Raw genomic sequence first — 22,585 nt, 5'->3', positions numbered from 1 at the left:
CTAAGTTATAACAGTACTTTAATGCCCTTATACACATTCCAAATAACAACAACGAATGAAACAAGCAGCGAAAAACCTGTGGCGATGAAGATGAAAATCGGTACACCGCTTCCTGCTGATAAGACACCAATGTCAAAGAAAATCCCCGCGATCACCAGCGGCAGGGCTATCAGCGGCAGCAAATGGGAAATGAAAGCTGATTTTGCATGTCTTTTCGTATCAGGATCAGTTGATAAAAAATACACGATAATCGGGAAAATAAATCCTGCAAAAAAGATGCTGAAGTAACAAAGCGATGAAAGCAATCTGTTAGTCTCCAAGGAAGTCACTCCTCTCTCTGATAGTACTATTTACGTTAGGACTCCTTAAAGGTTTCACAGTTAGAGTAACTTTTGTTTTCTGTAGAACTATCATCCCATATCCTTGATTCTATTCCCTCCACCTCCAGGCTGAGAAACAGTACGTACCGGGATGTGTTTTTAGTTTTAATTCAGACAAAGATAGTGCTAGCTGATCTCCGCTGCAGGTGTGCGACTCCGCGGGGCGGGCGGTGAGCCTCCTCGGCTGCGCCTGCGGGGTCTCACCTGTCCCGCTACTCCCGCAGGAGCTCGCACACCTTCCGCTCCAATCAATAGTTATTACTAAGGCGGATAAAGCTTTCAAAGAATACACCTTTTACGGGTCTAACCTTAATTAAAACCAATATCCTTCTTGATAAGTCAGCATGTTCATCAACGAAATTGAATTGTTGTCCTCTATTTTTCTTTTAATTGTTACTAATACATAAAAAAACAACCCTCATCGCATGAGCATGAGGGTTGTTTTACATTTGTCATCGGCTGCTGCCGACTTCTTCTTTTTCTTTGACTCGTTTTTTCATCCGCTCTCTGTCACGTTCGAGGATCGGTTTCAGGTATTTACCTGTATAAGACTCCGGCACTTCCGCCACTTTTTCGGGCGTGCCGGAACCAACGACGGTTCCGCCTTTGTCTCCGCCTTCAGGACCAAGATCTATTAGATAGTCCGAACCTTTGATGACATCAAGGTTATGTTCAATGACAAGGACGGTATCCCCATTTTCCACCAGGCGCTGAAGAACGACCAACAGACGGGCTATATCATCTACATGCAGACCGGTTGTCGGCTCGTCCAGGATATAGAGAGATCGGCCTGTCGAACGGCGATGCAGCTCTGATGCCAGCTTCACGCGCTGAGCTTCCCCTCCTGAAAGGGTGGTTGCAGGCTGTCCAAGCTTGATATATCCTAGGCCGACGTCGGCAATCGTCTGTAGTTTGCGTTTGATTTTCGGTATATTTTCAAAGAATTGCAGAGCATCTTCAATCGTCATTTCCAGTACATCTGCAATATTTTGTCCTTTATAGGTCACTTCCAGGGTTTCCCGATTATAACGCTTGCCATGACAAACTTCACAAGGTACATACACATCAGGGAGGAAGTGCATTTCAATCTTGATGATCCCATCGCCGCGGCAGGCTTCACAGCGCCCGCCTTTAACATTGAAGCTGAACCGGCCTTTTTTATAGCCGCGCACCTTGGCTTCATTCGTGCTGGCAAAAACATCACGAATATCATCGAAAACACCGGTGTAGGTTGCCGGATTGGATCGTGGTGTCCTTCCAATCGGCGACTGGTCAATATCGATAACTTTATCGAGATGTTCCACACCTTTGATTTGCTTATGCTCACCCGGTTTTGATTTTGCCTTATGAAGTTGCTGGGCGAGTGACTTATGAAGAATTTCGTTGATCAGTGTACTTTTCCCTGATCCTGATACTCCCGTCACAGAAGTGAAGATACCCAAAGGAATTTTCACTTTGACATTCTTCAGATTGTTTTCTTTTGCTCCAACCACTTCAATATAGCGGCCATCCGGCTTTCTCCGTTCAACCGGCAGCGGAATGAACTTTTTTCCGCTCAAATATTGGCCTGTCAATGATTGGTCATCATTCATGACTTCCTGAGGGGTACCGGCAGAAACGATTTCCCCGCCGTGAACTCCGGCTCCCGGGCCCACATCGATCAAATAGTCTGCTGCAAGCATCGTGTCTTCGTCATGTTCAACAACAATCAGTGTATTTCCAATATCCCGCATGTTCTTCAAGGTGGAAATCAATCGATCATTGTCCCGCTGATGAAGTCCGATTGAAGGCTCATCGAGGATGTAAAGAACGCCCGTCAATCTGGAACCAATCTGGGTGGCGAGCCTGATTCGCTGCGCTTCTCCTCCGGAAAGGGTACCGGCTGCACGGCTGAGTGACAAATAGTCCAATCCAACGTTCACCAGGAATCCCAGCCTTTCACGGATTTCACGCAGGATTAAGTTGGCGATTTTCATTTCTTTTTCCGTCAATTCCAGCTTAGCGAAGAAAGCTTCTGCTTCTTCAATGGAAAATGACGTTATTTCACCGATATGAAGCGCGTCTACTTTCACGGCAAGGCTTTCCGGTTTCAGACGGTGCCCTTTACACTTTGGACACGGCTGCTGTGCCATATACTTCTCCATTTGTTCACGGATATAATCCGAGCTTGTTTCTTTGTATCGGCGTTCGACGTTATGAATGACACCTTCAAACTGAATATAATTTTCCCTTATCTGTCCAAAGTCATTTTCATAACGGAAGTAGACTTCTTCCCCTTTGGAACCGTATAGCACTTTATCAAGCTGGTGTTTCTGCAAATCTTTCACAGGGACATCCATGTCGATGCCAAAGTGGTTGCAGACCGCTTTTAATAACTGCGGGTAGTATTGGGAGCTCGTCGGTTCCCAAGGTGCAATCGCCCCTTCATTCAGGGACTTGTCCCAAATCGGGATGATCAGCTCTTCGTCCACTTCCAATTTAGAGCCGAGACCGTCACAGCTCGGGCAGGCACCAAATGGGCTGTTGAATGAAAACATTCTCGGTTCCAGCTCACCAATGGAGAAACCGCAATGAGGGCAGGCATGGTGCTCACTGAACAATAGCTCCTCTTCTCCAATCACATCGATGAGTACTCTTCCATCCGCAAGACGCAAAGCTGTTTCAAGTGAGTCGGAAAGACGCGCTTCTACACCTTCCTTGACGACAACACGGTCTATGATGACTTCAATGTCATGCTTCTTATTCTTTTCAAGGTCAATATCTTCCCCGAGGTCCAGCACCTCTCCGTTTACACGCACTCTTACATAGCCTTGCTTTTTGATATCTTCAAGCGTTTTGGCATGGGTACCTTTTCTTCCAGATACAATCGGCGCCAACACCTGCAGCTTAGTCCGTTCTGGATATTCCATGATTCTGTCGACCATTTGCTGGATGGTCTGTGAACTTATTTCAATCCCGTGAATCGGACAGATCGGTCTTCCGACGCGGGCATATAATAAACGCAGATAATCATAAATTTCTGTTACCGTTCCAACTGTGGAGCGGGGATTTCGGCTCGTCGTCTTTTGATCGATCGAGATGGCTGGAGACAACCCTTCTATTGCATCGACATCCGGTTTGTCCATCTGCCCAAGAAACTGCCTCGCATAAGCAGACAGCGATTCGACATACCTTCTTTGACCTTCGGCGTAGATTGTATCGAAGGCCAAAGAGGACTTACCCGATCCAGATAAGCCCGTCAATACGACAAGCTTATCCCTTGGGATAGTTATATCCAGATTTTTTAAGTTATGAGCCCTTGCTCCTTGTACTACAATTTGATCTTTAGCCATTTCAGGTCATCCTTCCGCTTTTAACTCTAGAATCGTGTCACGCAGCTGTGCGGCACGTTCGAAGTCCAACGCTCTCGCTGCTTCCTTCATTTCTCCTTCTAAACTTGCAATAAGTTTCTCTCTTTCTGGTTTTGTAAGCTTTGTAACCTTCTTTTGTGCGCCTTCGTACTCCGTCTGGTCTTCTGCCGCATGAGTGGCACGGATAAGGTTCGGAATGTTTTTCTGGATGGTCTGCGGGGTGATTCCGTGCTTTTCATTATATTCAATCTGGATTTCACGGCGGCGGCTCGTCTCATCCAGTGCCTTTTGCATCGAATCCGTAAGCTTATCTGCATACATAATGACATGGCCGTTTGCGTTACGGGCAGCCCGGCCGATTGTCTGGATAAGGGAACGTTCTGAACGGAGAAATCCTTCCTTATCGGCATCCAGGATTGTGACGAGTGAGACTTCCGGAATATCCAGCCCCTCTCTCAGCAGGTTGATTCCGATAAGGACGTCATACTTGCCCATCCGAAGGTCCCTGATGATTTCAATTCGTTCAAGGGTTTTGATTTCTGAATGCAAATACTGCACCTTGATTCCGATCTCTTTCAGATACGCGGACAGGTCTTCAGACATTTTCTTCGTCAATGTTGTCACGAGGACACGTTCATTCTTCTCTACCCGTTCATTGATCTCACCGATAAGGTCATCAATTTGGCCTTCAATCGGACGGATGTCGATTGTCGGATCCAACAAGCCTGTCGGTCGGATGATCTGCTGAATCATCTCGGGACTGTGTTCTCCTTCATAAGGGCCCGGAGTTGCCGAAACATAGACAAGCTGGTTCGCTTTTTGCTCAAACTCCTCAAATTTCAGCGGACGGTTGTCCATTGCCGATGGCAGCCTGAATCCATGATCGACCAGGACTTTTTTCCGTGCCTGGTCACCGTTAAACATCCCCCTGATTTGCGGAAGTGTCACGTGTGACTCATCGATGACAATAAGGAAGTCTTCCGGAAAATAGTCCAGCAGAGTATAAGGTGTTGATCCCGACGGACGCAGGGTCAAATGACGGGAATAGTTTTCGATGCCGGAACAGAAGCCCATTTCCCTCATCATTTCAAGGTCATACCTTGTTCTCTGTTCCAGGCGCTGGGCTTCAAGAAGTTTATTCTCTTCTCTCATTACTTTGAGCTGTTCTTCGAGTTCCTGCTCAATGTTCCCGATGGCGACCCTCATTTTCTCTTCACGGGTAACGAAGTGGGATGCCGGGAAAATTGCCACATGATCCCGCTCGCCGATAATCTCTCCGGTCAGTGAATCCACTTCCCTTATCCGGTCAATTTCGTCTCCGAAAAACTCGATCCGCATACAATGCTCATCCCTTGAAGCAGGGAAAATTTCAACCACATCTCCACGGACCCTGAATGTTCCGCGTTTAAAGTCAATATCATTCCGTGCATATTGAACATCCACAAGCTTACGCAGAAGCTGATTCCGTTCAATCTCCATCCCTACTCTTAATGAGACAACAAGATCGCGGTATTCCTCTGGCGAACCGAGACCGTATATACAGGAGACACTGGCAATGATGATGACATCTTTCCGTTCAAATAATGAAGAAGTTGCCGAGTGGCGCAGCTTGTCGATCTCATCATTGATGCTTGCATCTTTTTCTATAAATGTATCTGTCTGTGGAACATAAGCTTCCGGCTGATAATAATCATAATAACTGACAAAATACTCAACCGCATTGTCGGGAAAAAACTCTTTGAACTCGCTGTAAAGCTGTCCGGCAAGTGTTTTATTATGAGCAATGACCAAAGTCGGCTTATTGACTTCCTTGATGACGTTGGAAACAGTAAAGGTTTTTCCTGTACCCGTCGCCCCAAGCAGTGTCTGATGCCTTTTGCCATCGCGGATGCCCTGCGTGATTTCCTTGATCGCTGCCGGCTGATCCCCCCGCGGCTGGTATTTGGAATGTAATTGAAATTGATCTTTCACCATCCTGCCTCCCGTTCAAATAGACTTATCTATATCAAATATACCCTGTATGACCGTTCTCTAAAGCTTCTCTTTATATTATTCTCATTCTACCACAATCACATTGGAAATAACCAACAATAAGCGAACAAAAGTTCGTGTTAATTCCGGTAGAGTTTTACATTTCGCCCACCCTGGAATTCAGACACCTTACGCTACAATCAACCATTAGTAAACAAATCCAAAAGAGTTAGCTTAAAAAGCAACCATCTATTAGAAAGCACACCTCAAAAAACAAAAAAGACCGGGTTCGCCGGTCAATCAAGTCTGCCGAAAAACAACGATACCTTTTCATGAAATAGCTCATTCTCTTCCAAAAACGGATAGTGACTGCTGCGTTCAAATACGGACAGCTCAGCATCCGGAATTCCTTCAGCCATTTCTATCGAGTATTCCAGCGGACACTGGACATCATGCCTGCCGCATATGATCAGGGCAGGAGCCGCAATCAGTTTCAGCTTCCTCGTGACATCGAATACCTGCAGTTCCCTGTTCATATAATTCATGCGGATGGCCGATAAGCCTTTATGTATGTTTTTGCTAAAGTAGTCATGGTAGTTTTCGGGTTCATAGATAGACAACTTTGTCCGCTTAATAGAAATATCCCGCCTCTCCTCTTGGGATAAGTCATTCCGCTTCAACTTTTCATTATAGTCTTGCATAACCTGGAATTGCGGGTGTTCGAAATGATAGATACATTCTTTTGAAAAAGTGTAGTAGTCCCTGGCTGCTGCCCCCACTGCCACCAAGCCATTCAAACTGCTGGAATAATAGATTCCATAAACAATGCCAAGCATGCCGCCCGTCGAGTGACCGGCGAAAACCCATTTCTTATAACCCAAAGATCGCCTGATTGCTTCAAGATCAAATACCGTTTCCAGCAGACTGAGTTGATAGTGCTCAGAGGCTTTTTCCGAGTTTCCAGCTTCCCGCAGATTCACCAGGATGACCTTGTGGGTGTCTGTAAATTCTGCAGCAAAATAATCTCCGGTCTCATTAAACACAGAGTAGTGATGGGTGACACACAGGGGGTCTCCTTCTCCTCCTATAAAAATTTCAAATGAACCTCTTGGTGTTTCTACTATTCTTCTTTCCCATTTTTTCATCGAAAACTCTCCGATTTTAAACAATCAGCCACAAGATTACTGAACTCTCTCAGGTAATAAAGATAGTTATCGGCTCCGTAGTTATAGCGTTTGTTATACATCTTCACGACCACAGCGTTATATTCGGGGATCACCAAAATGGTCGGACCGGTGACACCAAGAATCTGATAAGACCCCTTCGGCACCCGCCCACCCATTTCACTTCCCGCTGCCGGCTCACCCTGTACATACCAGAAGAAACCGTTTCGCGGAAGGTCTTTCTTTTTGGCTCTTTTCGTAAAGATTGTTGCTTTTAATCATACAAGGAATATTTTACTTTTTATGGTATTATATAAAGAAAGGCTTATTCGAGCGGGCAGTTTTTAGAAGTTGAAAAAAATGAAACTTTTTACTGTTTGTTATCGTAAAGTTAATTAATAGGAGGGGTAAATTTATGAAAAGAATATCTGTTATATTAGTATCCTTATTAGCAATTTTCTCTTTGGTCGGCTGTGGAAATAATGAGACAGAAGAAATAACTAAGGAACAAGCTGAAGAAATTGCTATGGAGGAGTTCGAGAAAGACTTAGCACAATTCAATGAGAAGAGCAACGAGGATATAGAGATGGATAATGTTGAGTTACTTTCAAATGATACACACCTCAGTAGTTCCTCAAAAGCGTGGGAAGTAACGTTCAATTTAAAGGACGGGCTAACAAATGAGGGAGAAGCAACAAGTTCTATCGCACAATACAGCGTAACCCCTGAAGGTGAAATAAAAAGCAAATCAAACTCCTTTGAGTAAAAGTCAGGCCTTAACGGAATAAGAAATACAGTCGTTCCATATAGGAATGGCTGATTTTTTATACCTCACGTAAGAAATTAACGGTAATACTATTTGAATTTTGGCAAGCATTAAGAAGCATTTGGTTTATCTGCTCCTTTTCAGCCAGCTTCTTACTTTGCTGAAGGAAGCTGAACCAGTAAAGATAATTATCCAAATACTTTGTAGCCACTCCTTGGAACCTATCCATCCAGCCTTTTAAACGTTTATGATAGTTATTGACGTTTTGCAAATGGTAGATGCCCTTTTTGACATACCCCTCTTTGCTAAGGTTTATCGGTTCGTGTTTAAGTGCCTTGATTTGAGCGAATTTCTTGTAGTTCGTGGCTGTATCTGTGCATAACAAAGAAGACGGGTCAATATAGCTTCCGATAACTGCGTCAATTTCTTCTTCTTTTACACGACCATTTCCAGCCTTTTGAGCAATGACTTGACCATTTCGGTCTTGAGCGACCACAACAGCAATTTTAAGATGACTAATACCTCTCAATTTATCTCTGCCACCACGTTTTTTAGGTTTCCTGTCCAGTGTTCTTCGTCCTTTTAAAGACTCTTTAAAGAAGGTTTCGTCACTTTCAATAATCCCTTTCAACATTTGATAACCCATTGAACGCAAAGCAAAAAGAATTTTATGTCTCCAGTAAAATGCAGTAGAGATGTGGATTTTTAAGCGTTTAGCAATCTTAGGCAACGTATAGCCTTCCACCATCATATGAAAATACTTCGCCCACTTACCAAGATAACGGGTTCCTGCAATCGGAGTATTTGAAAGTTCGTTAAATGACTTTCCGCAGTCACGACAAAGATATCTTTGCCTCTCTCTGTACTTGCCATTTCTCTTTACCTTCACACTTCCGCAATGAATGCAGCCTAATCCCTCTTTAAAACGGGTTTCTCTAATTGTTTTGTATGCATCTTTCATATCAGCATCTTGATTATCGATAAAGTCTTCTCTTAAAAGGTTAAATAGTTGGATTTGTTCGTGTTTAGTTAAGTCTGAAAACGTGGCATAGATGTCTTTAATCATTGAGAAACCGCCTCCTGAAAGAGTATTTTACCACCTCTTATAAGGATGGTCAAAATAGCAACAATCTATGCGAAAAGAGCCTTCTTTTTATACGGGGGACTTTGGATGGTGGTGGCAAGTTTAATTACTTCGGCCGGCACGATTTGTTTTCCATCTGCGGCTTTCCCCATATTTAAGTGAAGATTTCCCCAGATCGCAAGCTCCCTTGCAGAGACGAAGAGATTTGATTCAGTTCCATTTGTTGTTGTACCCAAACTGGATATGGCTTTCTGAGCGGGATTTACGATGACTTCCGCCAGACTTTCCCGAGGAGTTACTTCCCAGCCGGTTTCATTTAAGCCTAGTGGATCGAACACCCTCTCTTTTAAAAGTTCTGGAAAACTTTTTCCGTAAAGCCTTTCAATGAGTTCTGTCATCATTAAAATATTGATGCCCCTATATGCCCAGTCTTCTCCCGGAGGAAACTCCCTGTATGGCGTGCCGTCTTCTGTTACATTCAGGCCATGGGAATGAGTGATGAGATGCCGGATAGTCACAGCCTCAAGCAGTTCCCGGTTCCAGTCCGGAAAATAATCCACAGCGGCATCATCCAAACTTTTGATTTTCCCTTCATAAACAGCGTAAGCAACAGCAAACCCCAGGTAGCTTTTTCGGGCGGAGGCAATATTAAACCTTGTCCTGCTGGTGACCGGCAGGGCGTCCGGAGTGTTGGATTGCCTGCCGCTGTAGTATTCCAGCACAGTCTGATTATCTGCGATGATAAGTAACGCGGCACCAGAGCTGCAATTTTTATTCTTAATATCTTCAACCCAAGAGATAAGTCGTTGGTACAAAGTCAATCTCCCCTTTTTCCAGATCCTAAAGACTTCTAGAAAGAGATTTCTTCACCTTGTTGATAAAAATGTTAATAACTCTGTTGATAACTTATTGGTTTTGTGAATAAGTTGTTGGCAACTTTGTATTATTGTTAATAAACTGTTGGTAAATTGAAATTAAGGGATGCTAACCTGTGGTTAACTTCATTTATCCACAGGTTTGTGTTAGATATCCACTTTATTGTACAAAATAAAAAAGCACCTGATGTGATCAGGGCTTCAGCTGCGATTTCTCGCTTTCTTTCTCATTCGGTTACTGTACCAAAAACCTGCTGTCAGGGACGCGGCATCCACCACAATCAGCCCCCAGGTATTCGTATATCCTTTATATACAGAAGCTGCTATTAAAGCGACCGTCAACAACAAACCGACAATCTGGCTGTAGGTGACTCTCGTAAACAGGACAACGAGCAGGCCAGGCAAAAATATGCCCAATATATATTTTGAAACCATTCTACTCTCTCCTCAAAACATCCATTACGTTCATTTTACCAAAAAACGAATGGGAAGAGATAGTTTATTCTTTCGGTGTGTTGAACCCTGCGACAATTTTCTTCGTCATTTCACTGAGCTGCTCATGCGGAATGTTTTTTTCCGAGAGCATTTCCGGCAGGATATCATTGAGGAAATACTGCACAGAGTCCATCTCATGGAATTTCAGGATGGTGGCAAGTGCCTCTTCGTAAATTTCCAGGAACAGCGGTTCAGGATTGCCTTTCTGAATTTCGCCAAACGATTCATAAAGCAAGTCAATCTTATCTGCTACGGAGAGAATCCGTCCTTCAAGGGTGGAATCCTTTCCTTCTTTAAACCTTTCACGGTACACGTCTTGATACTCTTCGGGGAATTCCTGATTGATAAACTTGGTGATCATTTCTTCCTCCACCTGGCTGAACAGCCTGCGCAGCTCTTCGGAAGCGTATTTCACCGGCGTTTTAATATCACCCGTAAACAGTTCTGCATAATCATGATTCAATGCTTTTTCATAGAGCGACTTCCAGTTGACGGCATTTCCATTATGTTCTTCCACCGTCCCAAGGAACTGCGCAATCTTGGTGACTTTAAAGGAATGGCTTGCAACATTGTGGTCCTGATATTTGAATCTCCCAGGACAGCGGACAAGTTTTTCCACGTCTGATAGACTTTTAAAATAATGATGGATCCCCATAAAACCCCTCCCTGTCTAACTAGTCTCTATTTTTTGGTTTTATTCATTATACTCCTTTTCATTCCCTGTTCAACATTTTTTTAACATAATAAAAGACCGCTTTGTTAAAAGAATTTGAAAATAGAGTCGGCAACTGGTGCTTTGCGTGTTCAATAATGACGAGCTCGTGCTGAGGATGTTCCTTATATAGCTTGTATTGATTATTGATCCAATCCGATTTACCTCCGTAAATGAGAAGAAGCGGCACTTTCAACTCAAGAACCCGCTCCGTACAATTATAATACAGCGACTGCCTATAATAGTGATACCAGATGCTGCGATTGGCCTTTTCCATGTGGTCATAAAGCTCCTGCTCGGCTTCGGGAGTCTTGGCATGCGCTTTGGAAAGGACCTTTATGATTAGCTGAGGACGTTCTTTTATCGCTTTCATGCCAAGAAGATGCATCGCCTTCAAACGGACCGTCTGCACCTTGGGGTATCCCCCTGCAAGAACAAGAAGTTCCACCATGTCTATGTATTTAAAAGTAAATTCCTGTGCAATCACTGCCCCAGCCGAATATCCTAACAGGACACACCTGGTAATGCCCAGGTGATCGAGGACTGCTTTGACTTCTTCTACATATGTATCGATGCTGACATAGTCCTCTTCATTATAGGAATCTCCATGTCCACTGAGGTCCGGCATGATCAAACGGAACTGTTCCTTTAAGGGATTCTGGTAAATAAACGATTTCCGGCCCAGTCCCGGCGGGTGAATCAGTAAAATCGGCGTCCCTTCCCCGATATCTTCAAAAAATAACTCCCTGTCCCTGAAGTCACAAAGGCCCATTCCATTTCCCTCCTGTCGCCATTTTATAGTTATCTTTGGCAGAACTTCCTCAGAACATACAAGAAGAGGGGGCTTTATCCCTTTAAAGCACGAAGAGGGACTGTCCCTCTTCGTGCTTTAAAGGACTAAAGAAACAGCAGTCCTCATTCCAGGACTGCTGCCAAGACTAGCTCTTTGTATTTAGTTTGATGGAAACCGGTGCTGTTTTGCCGCCTTTTGGAGTCAGCCATACTTCCAACATGTTTCCTCCTTCAAAGTCCTGCGCCGGAGGAAGTTCAATTGTGTAAGAACGCTCTTCGCCTTGAGCCAGAGTTTCCGTTCCCATTACCTGCATAAATGCAGCCACACTGGAATATAAGAACACGGTCTCTCCTGATGCATTTTTAATCGCATAATCGTAACGCTGGGAGCTGGTAAACTCAAACGTCACTTCTTTTTCAGTCTGATTTTTAATCGTATAAACAAACTGGCCGCTTTCGTTCTTTGTAATCGACGGTTCTATTTCTCCTGCCACAATCCCCTGCCCCCTGTCTTCTTCTGTATTTTCTCCATCACCCTCTGATCCATTCCCTGCTCCTTCTGTGTTTTCTTCATCACCCTGTGGACTGCTTCCGACTTCTTCAGTGCCAGAATTCTCCCCCTGCTTCACACTAAAACCGCAGGCAGCCGTCATTCCGATAGTAAAGAGCACAACCAGTAAAGCAAAAAGCTTTTTTATCATTAGTTTACACTCCTTTTTTTCCAAAATATCCTCTTATAGAAGTTGACGTTAATCGCCGGATAAAGTTACATTTTTTTCTGAAATGGGCTTTTTCAAAGTCTGTCTTCATATAAAAATTTCCCCCTTGTTACAAGGTTTTTTTCTCTGAACCAGGAGAGTAGCTCTTTTCTTTCTTACTTAATACATATTAAATAGCAACAAAGGATAAGAAAAGAGCCTTTAAAACAAAGCCTTATGAGAAGCATAATCCCATAAGGCCTGTTGTTATACAAAGTGATACCCGACTTCAGAGGACCAATCCCGGTCTTCTTCAACGAATATGATGCCAAGTTCATGGTGATCTCCCTCGTACAAGGCTCCTTGTGCAAAGCGGATTTGTCCGTTCGTATCGATCACTTCCAGCTTGCAATATGCCCGGTTCTGCTGGAGAGCCTCGTAGAACTCTTCTTCTGTCTGTACATGGAAACCGTTCACCTTGGTGATCATTTCACCGGAAACGAGGGACATCTTTTCAGCTGGTGAACCAGGAAGAATGGCCAATATCATCAAGCCTTCTGATTTTCTTGAGAAGTAATATGATTTTTCACTATCCTGCTTCCGCTGCCTGTAAGCCAGCCATTCACGGCCAACGACCGCCAGGATAGCCCCTGCAATGGATACGAGCGGTGCAAAATAACCCGCTACCGCTATCGTCAGGACGAGAGCTCCAAGCCAGAAAACCCTGCTGCCTGTCTCTTTAATGCTGATGTGCGGAAGAGTACCTCTGACAAGCTGCCCGAAACCGATCAGGAATGGAAATAATATCAGTGAATACGTATGGGAACCGACTGTAAAAACTGGCCACCAGGTCCAAGGCATATCCAGTGTTCCCACAGGAATGAGCAGGAACATAGGCACCACCCAGAGCTTTTTACCTTCCTGGGCACCTACTTTTAAGCCCCGGGAACTCTTTATCAGTCTTGGAGATGTTTTTTTCCAGCCACTATTGCTGATCAACACGCCCTCTAACAGAAGCAAAGTTCCCAGCAAAACGACAACTGCATTCAGCAACCCTTCATTCAGACGCTCGAAATATGTATGGAATAAAGGCATTTCAACTTCAAAATAATGGATGGCCAACAACAGGAAGTAGGTGATTCCGACAGTAAACGCCGGAGTCAGCAGCCTGGTTTTAAAGGTGAGTCCCAACAGGATTGTGACCACTCCTACTAAAAGCAAGCTTCCAAATGGGATGACAAGCCCCGCCCCGATTGTAAGCAGCGAAAAACCTAAACCGAGCAGGAGACCTAAAGGAAATAAAAACCGCGTCTCGTGGTACATGTCAAATATCCGGGTATGAAGTTCCCGCCTCTCCCGTTTCACACGAAAGAAGCCGCTGAATAAAGCAATTATGATAGAAAAATATAATAGCGGATTCAAAAACAGCTTGCCGCCTGCTTTCAAAAATTCCACAAGCCAATGCTGTACCAATGGTATTCACCATCCTCAATGTGTTAATCTTTTCTATTATTTTAACAAATCGGCACGGTAAAACCTATTTAAATTTCGTAATATCAATCTACTAATTTTTCCAGCGCTCGACAACTCTACTTTTTCCCGGGAAATATAAAGGAAATTGCAAGGTACTGGCGAATGAATATGTGAAGGTTGTCGGGAGGTATGTAAAATGAATGTCGTCGTTTACTGGAATCATGTCGGAAGAGAGCACGGAGGGTTAGAATATACAAGTGATATCAGGAAAAACAGTCCGGAAATAATTGAGGAAGCCCTCCGCTTAAAAGAAAACCGTGCCTTGAGCCAAACAGAACCCAACCGGTTTCTCGCATTAAACGAATCACTGGTGATCGAGCTTCCGCCTGAAAATTCTTTAAAGAAATTCATCATCATATATCAGATGGACCTCGGACTTCAATTTTCCTACGGATTTAAAAATTCCCACGAAGGCTGGCTGATAGATATTGTCGACTATGAAAAGAAACCGGATGGATTGGTATGTGTGCATGATTTATTGATCGATATCCGTGTGTTTGAGGACGGCAGCTATCATGTGGTGGATATGGATGAGTTTTATGAAGCCTATTCTTTAGGTGCTTTGTCAAAGGAGCAGTTAGAGCAGAGCTTAAGGGCACTGTCTTATATATTGGAAAAACTGAATAAAGGTGAATTTCCCGGAATAGAAATAGAGGAAATAAAGGAGCGCTACTATTAAGCAAAAAAACAGTTCTTATAAATGTGCGAGTTAAAGAGGAACAAAAACAGAATGGTTGTTGGAGGATTTCGATGTGTTTGATAGTGTACTGGTTTCGATGTTCCTTGGCCTAATAATTTATAAGATAAGAAGAAACAAATTTCTTATAAAGCAATTGACAAAAGTCCAGCTTACAGGGATTTTTATTGCATACCTAACTACGGTTACCACAGGTGTCATCGGCATATACTACATTGGAAACCAACTGACAGATTATATACACAATGGTTTTATAAAGTTTCTTTCTGAGATCTTGATTATCATTATGGTCCTTTCCCTGTGCAGCACCCTTTTACACAAGTTGTTGTATCGCATTATCAATCTCACTAAATAGACATTTGGGTATAACTTGAAATTATAGGTGATAGAAAGTGTAAACTGCATTGAAAGAAGCTCAGAGTTATTCGCCCTAAGCTTTCATGGGAATATTCTATTTATTCCTGCATCGTGAATAGGTGCATTTACGCGGCTACTTATCTGTCAACTGAATGACGACATTCCCCTTTTTGTGTCCTTTGTCAACATATCTGTGAGCATCGACAATCTGTTCCAATGAATAGTGCCTGTCTATTACCGGTGTTATTTTTCCTGCTTCGATGAGCTTTTTGAGAAAGAGTAGATCTTTTGTTCTTTCGACACCTGACCTCATACCTGTTGCCGCAATTCTGGCCTTTTTGCTGCCGATTATTGAAGTTAGTAACACTTGGGGCAGAACACCTAAATCAATGGCAGCTTCAAGAAAGACACCATCTTTCTTCAGGGATCCTTTACAACGTGAAAAATTAAGCTTCCCCACCGTATCGAAAATGATATCATAGGTCTTACCTTTCTTAGTAAAATCCTCCTTGGTATAATCAATCACTTCATTCGCACCTAGAGATTTCACCATTTCTACATTTGCTGTACTGCATATTCCGGTCACCTTTGCACCAAAATAGTTGGCCAACTGTACTGCATACGTACCTATCGATCCGGAAGCGCCGTTGATCAGGACTTCTTGTCCACTCTTAATTTTTCCGGTATCCCGAAGGAAAGGCAATGCTGTTAATGCTCCATCACAGCTCGCAGCAGCTTCCTCAAAAGTAAGGTTTGCAGGTTTTATTGCCAACGTCTCCCCTTCCTCAGGCAAGCATATATACTCTGCATAAGCACCATACCCAGTACAAGTACCAAAAACGTGGTCCCCTTTTTTGAATTTTTTCACCTCTTTTCCCACTTCTTCAATCTCACCTGCAAATTCATCCCCTAATCTCTGATTTTTAGGTCTTATCATACCAGTATATAATCTTGAAAAATATGGCTTTCCTCTCCTGAACGTACACTCCGTTGCCGTCACTGTTGTTGCATAAACTTTTATCATCACTTCATTATCTTCTGGTGCAGGCTTATCTACTTCTGTTAATTGCAGAACATCCGGCTTACCATATTTTTTATATACAATTGCTTTCATGCATTTCCTCCTTTTTATGCATCCTTCTATTGAAAAAATTTTTCTGCAGACTTAGCCTTATCGTTTAGAGTGCGTTCATCTGTATTAATGGGCGGCACTGAAACATATCAACCTTAACCAATCTCCCCACCGAATGCAGAATTGGAAGGCAGAGAATTTAAACGACCCGTCTATTGACGAGTCGTTATTTTTAAGAATCTCCCTTTATTCCACCCTCTCCAAATAATCCAAAGCAGCCTTCAACTGAACATCATTTTTCTCATCTTTAACCGCTATATAGATTTCTTCCTGAAGCTTGGAAGCTGTGTCGGTGTCGATTTTACCTGTAGCAGCAAGTTCATGTTTCTGCTGAAAACTTCTGACTGCCGCCTCTGTTGCTTGATTGAAGTAACCGTCGATCCGCCCTGGGTTGTAACCAAGGCCTTCCAGCATCTGCTGGGCATTCTTCACCTGTTCATTGTTCATTTCCCGGGCCAGCGGCTTCTCTGTTTCCAATGGATGGGCGTAGAAGTAGGCAGGCTGTTTGACCGGGATATCCGGCTGAATTCCCTTTTTATGAATCCAGTTGCCTTTAGGGGTCAGCCATTTGAACATCGTCAGTTTGATATTGCTTCCATCTCCCATCGGCACCGGCTGCTGGACCGTCCCTTTACCGAAAGTTTTTGTGCCGATCAGTGGATAGCCCCCTGCTTCTTTCAAGGCTCCCGCAAGGATTTCGGATGCCGAGGCACTCCCCTCATCGACAAGCACAGTGATCGGATAGGCCTTCTTCTCTTTATTTTCCGAGAAGTATTTCATTGTGTCGCCATTCCGCTCCTGGATTTGCACATACGGCTTTTCTTCCGTCACCAGTTCAGCCAGCATCTCATTGACGCTCGTCAACAGGCCGCCGGGATTTCCGCGCACATCGATCACCAGTCCGGCAAGTCCCTGCTCCTCAAGCTCGGCTAGCTGCTTTTTAAAATCCTTCGACGTATTCTCTGAGAACGATGAAACTTCAATGATTCCATAGTGTTTGCCATTCTTCTTTTTCACATCAGAATGCACCGTTTCCAGAGGAATCTCGTCTCTTTTCACACTGACTTTGATAGGATTTTTCAGTCCTTCTCTCACAATCTCCAACTCTACGGAAGATCCTTTTTCTCCGCGTATCTTCAGGGTAGCTTCGTAGAGATCAAGTCCGGTGATACTTTCTCCATCTACCTTCAAGATTTGGTCATTCGGCCTTAATCCTGCCTTTTCAGCCGGGGAATCTTTGAACGGTGCGACAATCAGAAGCTTCCCATCCATTACCGTCACCTCTGCTCCGATTCCTTCAAAAGAAGAGCCGAGAGAATCATTGAATTGCGAGGCGGTCTTGGCATCCATGTATACTGAATAGGGATCTTCCAATGTATCAAGCATCCCCTGAATCGCCCCTTCGACAAGCTCTCCCTTGTCCACTTTCTCTACATATTTATCCGCAATGAGGTCATAAGCAACCTCCACTTTATGCAGCCGGTCACTCAGCGGGCCGCCTTCTTCGGCAACCTCCCCCTCTTTATCACGATCAAATGCATCCAGCAAACTCATTCCGCCATACATTCCCCCGGCCCCCGTCAAAAGGGAGGCGGCCGCTATGACTATAAGGCCTTTCCGCTGCTCCATTCCGTTCCCTCCTATATGCAAGCTCCAATAGCATTCTTTTAAATTTTGTGATAAAAAAGACACCACACAAAAAATGCTTTAGAAGCGGTGCGATGTCTTTGCTATTGAAACTATATGCTGGAGAGGGACAAGTTATGATTCTTCTTATCTAATTTTCCAGATGCCGGCTGATAAGGTTTCCCCACTTATCAAACTCTGTTAAAAATCCATCATGACCAAAGAGGGTCTCTATTTCATAGTAGGTCGAGTTGTTGACCAGATGTGCAAATTCTTTTATCAAAACCGGAGGATAGATCAAATCGTTGGTGTACCCCAATGCAATCAACTGTGGCTGGAACTGCGAAGCTGCCTCTTTCCAGCCGCCGCGGTCTCTCCCGATATCATGGCTGTTCATGGCAGCCATCAGGTACAAATAACTGTTGGGATCAAACCGGTTGGCGAGCTTTTCACCCTGATAAGCGAGGTAGGATTCCACCTGATAGATTTCTTCAGACGCTTTGCTCCGGTTGAACCTTTTCTGAAACAGCTCCGGTGACCGGTACGTGACCATGCCGGCCATCCTCGCCACTCTCAGACCGAGGACATCGGCAGGACGCTCGTATTTTCCCTCCCGCCAGTTCGGGTCGGAAATAATCGCAGTTTTTCCAATGGTATTAAAAGCAATTCCATAATCTGAAAAGTAGGGAGTACTTGCCAGCAGGAACACTTTTTTGACGAACGAAGGATAAAGCAACCCCCACTCCAGGGCTTGCATCCCTCCCAGTGAGCCTCCGATTACAGCCTCCAGCGAAGAAACCCCAAGCTCCTCCAAGGCCTGATATTGAGCTTTTACAATATCCCTGACAGTCAGCTCAGGGAAAGCCATTCTGTATTGCTCCCCCGTTTCTGGGTTTACGGAAGCGGGTCCCGTAGAACCGTCACAGCCGCCTAAAACATTGAAGGTCAAGACTAAAAATCCCTTCGTATTGATGTAGCCGGAGGGGCCGATCAATTCCCTCCACCACCCAGGCTGCTTTTCCGTTCCGACACTGAGATGGCTCCCCGTCAAGGCATGGCAGACCAGAATGACAGGTCCTGTCTTTCTTCCGGAAAGTTCATAGCGGAGTTCCGCCCCTTTCAAGAGTTTCCCGCTTTCCAGCAGCAAGTCTCCTATGAGGACAGTGCCTGTTTGGTAAGTATATTCACTCATCGTTTAAACAGAGGCAGCGGCTGCCGTCGCTTTTGTGATAGCCTGATCCAGATCGGCCTGCAGGTCTTTGACCGATTCCAACCCGATTGAAAGCCTGATGAGTTCCTCTGTGACCCCCGTTGTTTTCAGGTCCTCAGCGCTCAACTGCTGATGCGTTGTAGACGCAGGATGGATGATCAGTGACTTGGCATCCCCAACATTGGCGACATGCGACCATAAAGTGATATTATCGATGAGTTTTCGGCCCGCTTCCCTTCCGCCTTTGATTCCGAAAACGACTATGGAGCCGTGTCCATGAGACAGATATTTTTCTGCAAGGGAATTGGACGGATGATTTTCAAGGCCCGGATAGCTCACCCAATCCACAGAAGGATGTTTTTCAAGGTAACGGGCAATTTCCAACGCATTGCTGTTGTGTTTTGGAACTCTTAAATGCAGCGTTTCAAGACCCTGCAGTAAAAGGAAGGCGTTATGCGGACTTAAGCAGGCACCGAGGTCACGCAAAAGCTGAACACGTAATTTCACTGCATAAGCTGCTTCTCCGACATCGACATAGCGCAGGCCGTTGTAACTTGGATCCGGCTCGGTGAAATCTTTAAATTTTGGACTATCCCAATCGAACTTACCGCCATCAACGATGACTCCGCCGATTGCAGTTCCGTGACCGCCAATCCATTTGGTTGCCGAGTGGATGACGACATCTGCTCCGTATTGAATCGGCTGGCAGCCATACGGTGACGGGAAGGTATTATCAATAATCAAAGGAATTCCATTGGAGTGAGTGATATCTGCCACTTTTTCAATATCAAGGACATTCAAACTCGGATTTCCGATCGTTTCGGCAAAGACCGCTTTTGTTTTTTCCGTGATGGCCCCGCGGATGTTTTCCGGATCTGTGCTGTCGACGAAATTCACCTTGATTCCATATCGCGGGAGGGTGACCGCAAATAAATTATATGTACCTCCATATAGATTGGAAGAAGCTACGATTTCATCTCCTGCTCCCGCAATATTTAAAATCGCCAGCGAAATCGCCGCCATTCCAGAAGAAACGGCTACGGCCGCCACCCCTTTTTCAAGCAGTGCAATTCTTTTCTCAAAAACATCGACCGTCGGGTTGCCGATCCGTGTATAGATATTCCCCTGTTCACTTAATGAAAATAAGTTTTGGGCGTGCTCAGTGTCTTTGAAGACGTAGGATGTTGTTTGATAAACCGGAACCGCACGTGATCCTGTTACGGGATCCGGCTCCTGACCTCCATGCAATAATAGTGTCTCCGGGTCAAATTGATGATTTGTCATTAATAATTCCTCCTCAAATTTTCATATAATTTTTGCTGGATGCGAAGAGGAATTCTGCATATAAAAAAGCCCTCTCCGCTAAGAAGAGGGCTTGAAAGATCAATGCTCCTCCTCTTATCTTCCAGACTCATTGAGCCTGTAGGATGTAGCACCTTTCCAAGCAGAAACTGCCTGTAGGTTGCCGGGCTTCATCGGGCCTAATCCCTCCGCCGCTCTCGATAAGAGTTATCGATTTGCTTATGAAAATGTATATGTCGTATGTGTTGGATTATAACTGACTATTTTTGTCAGGTCAATAAGTATTCTGAATTTTTTATTTTTATTTTAAGGCAGTGTTAAAGAATAATGGTGTTTGCTTAGCGCGATTTTCGCAGTGGTCGGGCGCTCAGAGCCGTAAGGATTGGAGGGCTTTCGCATGAGATAAAAGAATCACGATGAGCAAAACCAATCGATGATGACTTATCTCAAGGAGAGAGACCGAAATCCGATAGGAGCTGGTCTCTGGAACTGGATGAGTCCGAGAGCCGCTGTTGAAATAAGTTGTACTACGATTTCCACTCCAGGGGCCCGACTCCGCGGGGCGGGCGTTGAGCCTCCTCGGCTTCGCCTGTATAAAAAGTGGAAGCGCTCCGTTCAGCCCCGACAGGCAAATGTTCCTCATCGAAAAAAAGGGGATCTTTCCTTTTATTCGATGAGGGTTATTTGACCCCGAGGGGCTGGGCGCTGCAACTGGATTGGGGGTCTCACCTGTCAGCAAAAGTGGAAGTGCCACTTTCAGCCCCGACAGGCAAATGTTCCTGAGAGAAAAAAAGGAGATCTTACCTTTTATTCTCTCAGGGTTATTTGACCCCGAGGGGCTTGGCACTGAAACTAGACGTCCCGCTAATCCCGCAGGAGGTCGTGCCCCTTCCGCTACAATCAGTAAGTGTTTGGTGCTTCAATTATTAATAAAAATGGGGACAAACGTACACATGGCTTCGATCATACCAAACTTCTTATACTAAACTTATTTCTATTTAGAAGAATCCACTGCATCCTTGAATGCCTTGATGATATCTTCTGAATCCTCTATTCCGACAGATATCCTTACCACGTGGGAATTCACGCCGATTTTCTCCCGCGCTTCCGGTGATAAAGCTCGGTGGGATGTGCCTTGCGGATAGGATACCGTCGTTTCTACACCCGCGAGGGTCGGAACAATTTTCACCCAGCTTAAGCCTGTGAAAAACCTGTGGATATCATTTTGCCCAGAAAGCTCAATAGTTACGATGGCACCATTGCCTTTTTCGGAGGCATTCCTTGGATAATAAACTGATTTTACACCTTGGTAACCAGTTAAGGCTTGTGCAAGTTTTGCCGCATTTTCACATTGCTGCTTCATGCGGAGTGATAAGGTTTTACAGCCCCTGACCGTCAGCCACGCTTCATGGGGACTGAGATTAACCCCCAGGTTGATGACCTTGTTTCGCGCTTTAGTGATCAGTTCTTGAGATCCAACGGTTACCCCTGCCGTCACATCACTATGACCCCCGATGTATTTCGTGGCACTGTGAGCAACAATGTCCACGCCATCCTTATAAGGCGTCATCAGATATGGTGTCGCAAACGTGTTATCGATCATTGTGTATAAGTTGTGGGTTTTCGCAATCGTAACCATCCGTTTGATATTTTCAACTCGTAAAAAAGGATTCGTAATGCTTTCACTGTAGAGAAGCTTGGTTTGCGGAGTGATAGTGTTTTCAATCTCTTGCGGGTCACTGAAATCGACAAACGAAACCGTGATCCCGAAAAATTTCAATTCTTCGTTTAAGAGGTGGTATGTGCCTCCGTAAATATCTTCAGCGGCAATGATATGGTCTCCACTTTCTGCCACTGCCAAAATGCCGGCGAGGATCGCTCCCAGACCAGATGCAGCAGCCACTCCGGCTGGCGCACCTTCAAGAACGGCCACCATATCTCCTAATTCATCGGTATTCGGGTTCCCAGACCTTGTGTATAAGTAAGGGGAGTTCCCTTCATAGAATCCTTCAAGCTCCTCCAAGGAAGAAAACGAAAATGCAGAGGTTTGATAGATTGGTGTAGTTTTGCTTTTTATGCTGCGATCATGTAATGTGCTGTGAACGACTTTTGTGTCAAACTTCATCTGAAGAACCCCTTTTCCATTAAGGCTGTTTTCTTATTGATTGTTGCTTTCGGAAAAATCCCTAGTGCCGGATTTTTCCCTGGTACAAGGTTTTTTCTCTCTAAACAGGGAGAGCAGCTCTTTTCTTCCTGCCTTCCAGGATATTTCGTGTGAATGATGTCTATATTTTTCGAAATTCATATTATATAGCAACAAAGTTTAAGAAAAGAGCCTCCATTAATAACCATTATACGACAGTGAATTCACCCTGTCATCCTTTACTCTATTAACGCATTACCGCAAGAAGAGGGACAGTCCCTTTTGGTGCTTTAAAGCAC

17 protein-coding genes, 2 pseudogenes and 1 riboswitch are annotated in these 22,585 nt (G+C 44.5%); of the genes and pseudogenes, 2 read left to right on the top strand and 17 right to left on the bottom strand.

What is annotated here, in order from left to right:
* Positions 1–5 precede the first annotated feature (5 nt).
* The 5 genes and pseudogenes from BSG1_RS09700 to BSG1_RS09680 form a co-directional block, all read right to left on the bottom strand.
* Positions 6–329 carry a DUF4870 domain-containing protein gene (locus BSG1_RS09700; RefSeq protein ID WP_332248306.1) on the bottom strand — a complete coding sequence of 108 codons (324 nt, stop codon included), beginning with the start codon at positions 327–329 and terminating at the stop codon, positions 6–8.
* Between the two features lie 503 nt (positions 330–832).
* The gene (uvrA, locus tag BSG1_RS09695) at positions 833–3,712 is read right to left on the bottom strand and encodes an excinuclease ABC subunit UvrA (RefSeq protein ID WP_006836837.1); all 2,880 of its coding nucleotides are present in this window, start codon (positions 3,710–3,712) and stop codon (positions 833–835) included.
* Positions 3,713–3,718: 6 nt separating this feature from the next.
* Positions 3,719–5,701 carry an excinuclease ABC subunit UvrB gene (uvrB, locus tag BSG1_RS09690; RefSeq protein ID WP_006836836.1) on the bottom strand — a complete coding sequence of 661 codons (1,983 nt, stop codon included), beginning with the start codon at positions 5,699–5,701 and terminating at the stop codon, positions 3,719–3,721.
* 296 nt (positions 5,702–5,997) lie between these two features.
* Complete coding sequence (locus tag BSG1_RS09685) at positions 5,998–6,846, bottom strand: alpha/beta fold hydrolase (RefSeq protein ID WP_006836835.1); 849 nt, start codon at positions 6,844–6,846, stop codon at positions 5,998–6,000.
* A pseudogene (locus BSG1_RS09680) lies at positions 6,843–7,106 on the bottom strand (penicillin-binding protein); the annotation flags it as partial. The gene BSG1_RS09685 and the pseudogene BSG1_RS09680, both read right to left, overlap by 4 nt.
* Positions 7,107–7,279: 173 nt before the next feature.
* Between BSG1_RS09680 and BSG1_RS09675 the strand changes: the two are divergent.
* Positions 7,280–7,630: an LptM family lipoprotein gene (locus tag BSG1_RS09675; RefSeq protein ID WP_006836833.1), complete on the top strand. Its 351-nt coding sequence runs from the start codon at positions 7,280–7,282 to the stop codon at positions 7,628–7,630.
* Between the two features lie 58 nt (positions 7,631–7,688).
* On the opposite strand, the gene BSG1_RS09670 is transcribed toward BSG1_RS09675, so the two are convergent.
* The 7 genes and pseudogenes from BSG1_RS09670 to BSG1_RS09640 all read right to left on the bottom strand — a co-directional run bounded on the left by BSG1_RS09670 (position 7,689) and on the right by BSG1_RS09640 (position 13,759).
* The gene (locus BSG1_RS09670; protein ID WP_006836832.1) at positions 7,689–8,696 is read right to left on the bottom strand and encodes an IS1595-like element ISBsp1 family transposase; all 1,008 of its coding nucleotides are present in this window, start codon (positions 8,694–8,696) and stop codon (positions 7,689–7,691) included.
* A 74-nt stretch (positions 8,697–8,770) separates the two neighbouring features.
* Positions 8,771–9,535 (bottom strand): annotated as a pseudogene (locus tag BSG1_RS09665) (serine hydrolase domain-containing protein); the annotation flags it as partial.
* 255 nt (positions 9,536–9,790) lie between these two features.
* A complete protein-coding gene (locus BSG1_RS09660) occupies positions 9,791–10,024 on the bottom strand; it encodes a CsbA family protein (protein WP_006836830.1) in 234 nt (77 codons plus the stop codon).
* Between the two features lie 64 nt (positions 10,025–10,088).
* A complete protein-coding gene (locus BSG1_RS09655) occupies positions 10,089–10,739 on the bottom strand; it encodes an HD domain-containing protein (RefSeq protein WP_006836829.1) in 651 nt (216 codons plus the stop codon).
* A 58-nt stretch (positions 10,740–10,797) separates the two neighbouring features.
* Positions 10,798–11,568, bottom strand: a complete 771-nt coding sequence (locus tag BSG1_RS09650; RefSeq protein WP_006836828.1) for an alpha/beta fold hydrolase — start codon at positions 11,566–11,568, stop codon at positions 10,798–10,800.
* A 166-nt stretch (positions 11,569–11,734) separates the two neighbouring features.
* A complete protein-coding gene (locus BSG1_RS09645) occupies positions 11,735–12,289 on the bottom strand; it encodes a BsuPI-related putative proteinase inhibitor (RefSeq protein WP_006836827.1) in 555 nt (184 codons plus the stop codon).
* A 264-nt stretch (positions 12,290–12,553) separates the two neighbouring features.
* Positions 12,554–13,759: a PDZ domain-containing protein gene (locus BSG1_RS09640; protein WP_006836826.1), complete on the bottom strand. Its 1,206-nt coding sequence runs from the start codon at positions 13,757–13,759 to the stop codon at positions 12,554–12,556.
* Positions 13,760–13,955: 196 nt separating this feature from the next.
* On the opposite strand from BSG1_RS09640, the gene BSG1_RS19825 reads away from it, so the two are divergent.
* Positions 13,956–14,498: a DUF402 domain-containing protein gene (locus tag BSG1_RS19825; RefSeq protein WP_006836825.1), complete on the top strand. Its 543-nt coding sequence runs from the start codon at positions 13,956–13,958 to the stop codon at positions 14,496–14,498.
* A gap of 508 nt (positions 14,499–15,006) precedes the next feature.
* Here the strand turns inward: BSG1_RS19825 and BSG1_RS09625 are convergent.
* The 5 genes from BSG1_RS09625 to BSG1_RS09605 all read right to left on the bottom strand — a co-directional run bounded on the left by BSG1_RS09625 (position 15,007) and on the right by BSG1_RS09605 (position 22,268).
* Positions 15,007–15,987, bottom strand: a complete 981-nt coding sequence (locus BSG1_RS09625; RefSeq protein ID WP_006836823.1) for an NAD(P)-dependent alcohol dehydrogenase — start codon at positions 15,985–15,987, stop codon at positions 15,007–15,009.
* Positions 15,988–16,191: 204 nt separating this feature from the next.
* Positions 16,192–17,634 (bottom strand): S41 family peptidase, encoded by a 1,443-nt coding sequence (locus BSG1_RS09620; RefSeq protein WP_006836822.1) that lies wholly within the window; start codon positions 17,632–17,634, stop codon positions 16,192–16,194.
* A 148-nt stretch (positions 17,635–17,782) separates the two neighbouring features.
* Positions 17,783–18,823: a homoserine O-acetyltransferase MetX gene (gene metX / locus BSG1_RS09615; protein WP_006836821.1), complete on the bottom strand. Its 1,041-nt coding sequence runs from the start codon at positions 18,821–18,823 to the stop codon at positions 17,783–17,785.
* A gap of 3 nt (positions 18,824–18,826) precedes the next feature.
* A complete protein-coding gene (locus tag BSG1_RS09610; RefSeq protein WP_006836820.1) occupies positions 18,827–20,125 on the bottom strand; it encodes an O-acetylhomoserine aminocarboxypropyltransferase/cysteine synthase family protein in 1,299 nt (432 codons plus the stop codon).
* 111 nt (positions 20,126–20,236) lie between these two features.
* A riboswitch (SAM riboswitch) is annotated at positions 20,237–20,350 on the bottom strand.
* Between the two features lie 787 nt (positions 20,351–21,137).
* A complete protein-coding gene (locus BSG1_RS09605) occupies positions 21,138–22,268 on the bottom strand; it encodes a trans-sulfuration enzyme family protein (RefSeq protein ID WP_006836817.1) in 1,131 nt (376 codons plus the stop codon).
* Positions 22,269–22,585: the final 317 nt, after the last annotated feature.

This window comes from Bacillus sp. SG-1 (genome assembly GCF_000181495.1).
Taxonomy (GTDB): domain Bacteria; phylum Bacillota; class Bacilli; order Bacillales; family Bacillaceae_B; genus Rossellomorea.
This window is presented reverse-complemented; position numbering and strand designations above follow the sequence as displayed.

Coding starts and splice junctions, on each gene's coding strand:
- BSG1_RS09605 (WP_006836817.1), bottom strand. CDS start 22,268: ATGAAGTTTGACACAAAAGTCGTTCACAGCACATTACATGATCGCAGC.
- BSG1_RS09645 (WP_006836827.1), bottom strand. CDS start 12,289: ATGATAAAAAAGCTTTTTGCTTTACTGGTTGTGCTCTTTACTATCGGA.
- BSG1_RS09655 (WP_006836829.1), bottom strand. CDS start 10,739: ATGGGGATCCATCATTATTTTAAAAGTCTATCAGACGTGGAAAAACTT.
- BSG1_RS19825 (WP_006836825.1), top strand. CDS start 13,956: ATGAATGTCGTCGTTTACTGGAATCATGTCGGAAGAGAGCACGGAGGG.
- metX (WP_006836821.1), bottom strand. CDS start 18,823: ATGAGTGAATATACTTACCAAACAGGCACTGTCCTCATAGGAGACTTG.
- BSG1_RS09625 (WP_006836823.1), bottom strand. CDS start 15,987: ATGAAAGCAATTGTATATAAAAAATATGGTAAGCCGGATGTTCTGCAA.
- uvrA (WP_006836837.1), bottom strand. CDS start 3,712: ATGGCTAAAGATCAAATTGTAGTACAAGGAGCAAGGGCTCATAACTTA.
- BSG1_RS09650 (WP_006836828.1), bottom strand. CDS start 11,568: ATGGGCCTTTGTGACTTCAGGGACAGGGAGTTATTTTTTGAAGATATC.
- BSG1_RS09620 (WP_006836822.1), bottom strand. CDS start 17,634: ATGGAGCAGCGGAAAGGCCTTATAGTCATAGCGGCCGCCTCCCTTTTG.
- BSG1_RS09675 (WP_006836833.1), top strand. CDS start 7,280: ATGAAAAGAATATCTGTTATATTAGTATCCTTATTAGCAATTTTCTCT.
- BSG1_RS09670 (WP_006836832.1), bottom strand. CDS start 8,696: ATGATTAAAGACATCTATGCCACGTTTTCAGACTTAACTAAACACGAA.
- BSG1_RS09685 (WP_006836835.1), bottom strand. CDS start 6,846: ATGAAAAAATGGGAAAGAAGAATAGTAGAAACACCAAGAGGTTCATTT.
- BSG1_RS09660 (WP_006836830.1), bottom strand. CDS start 10,024: ATGGTTTCAAAATATATATTGGGCATATTTTTGCCTGGCCTGCTCGTT.
- BSG1_RS09610 (WP_006836820.1), bottom strand. CDS start 20,125: ATGACAAATCATCAATTTGACCCGGAGACACTATTATTGCATGGAGGT.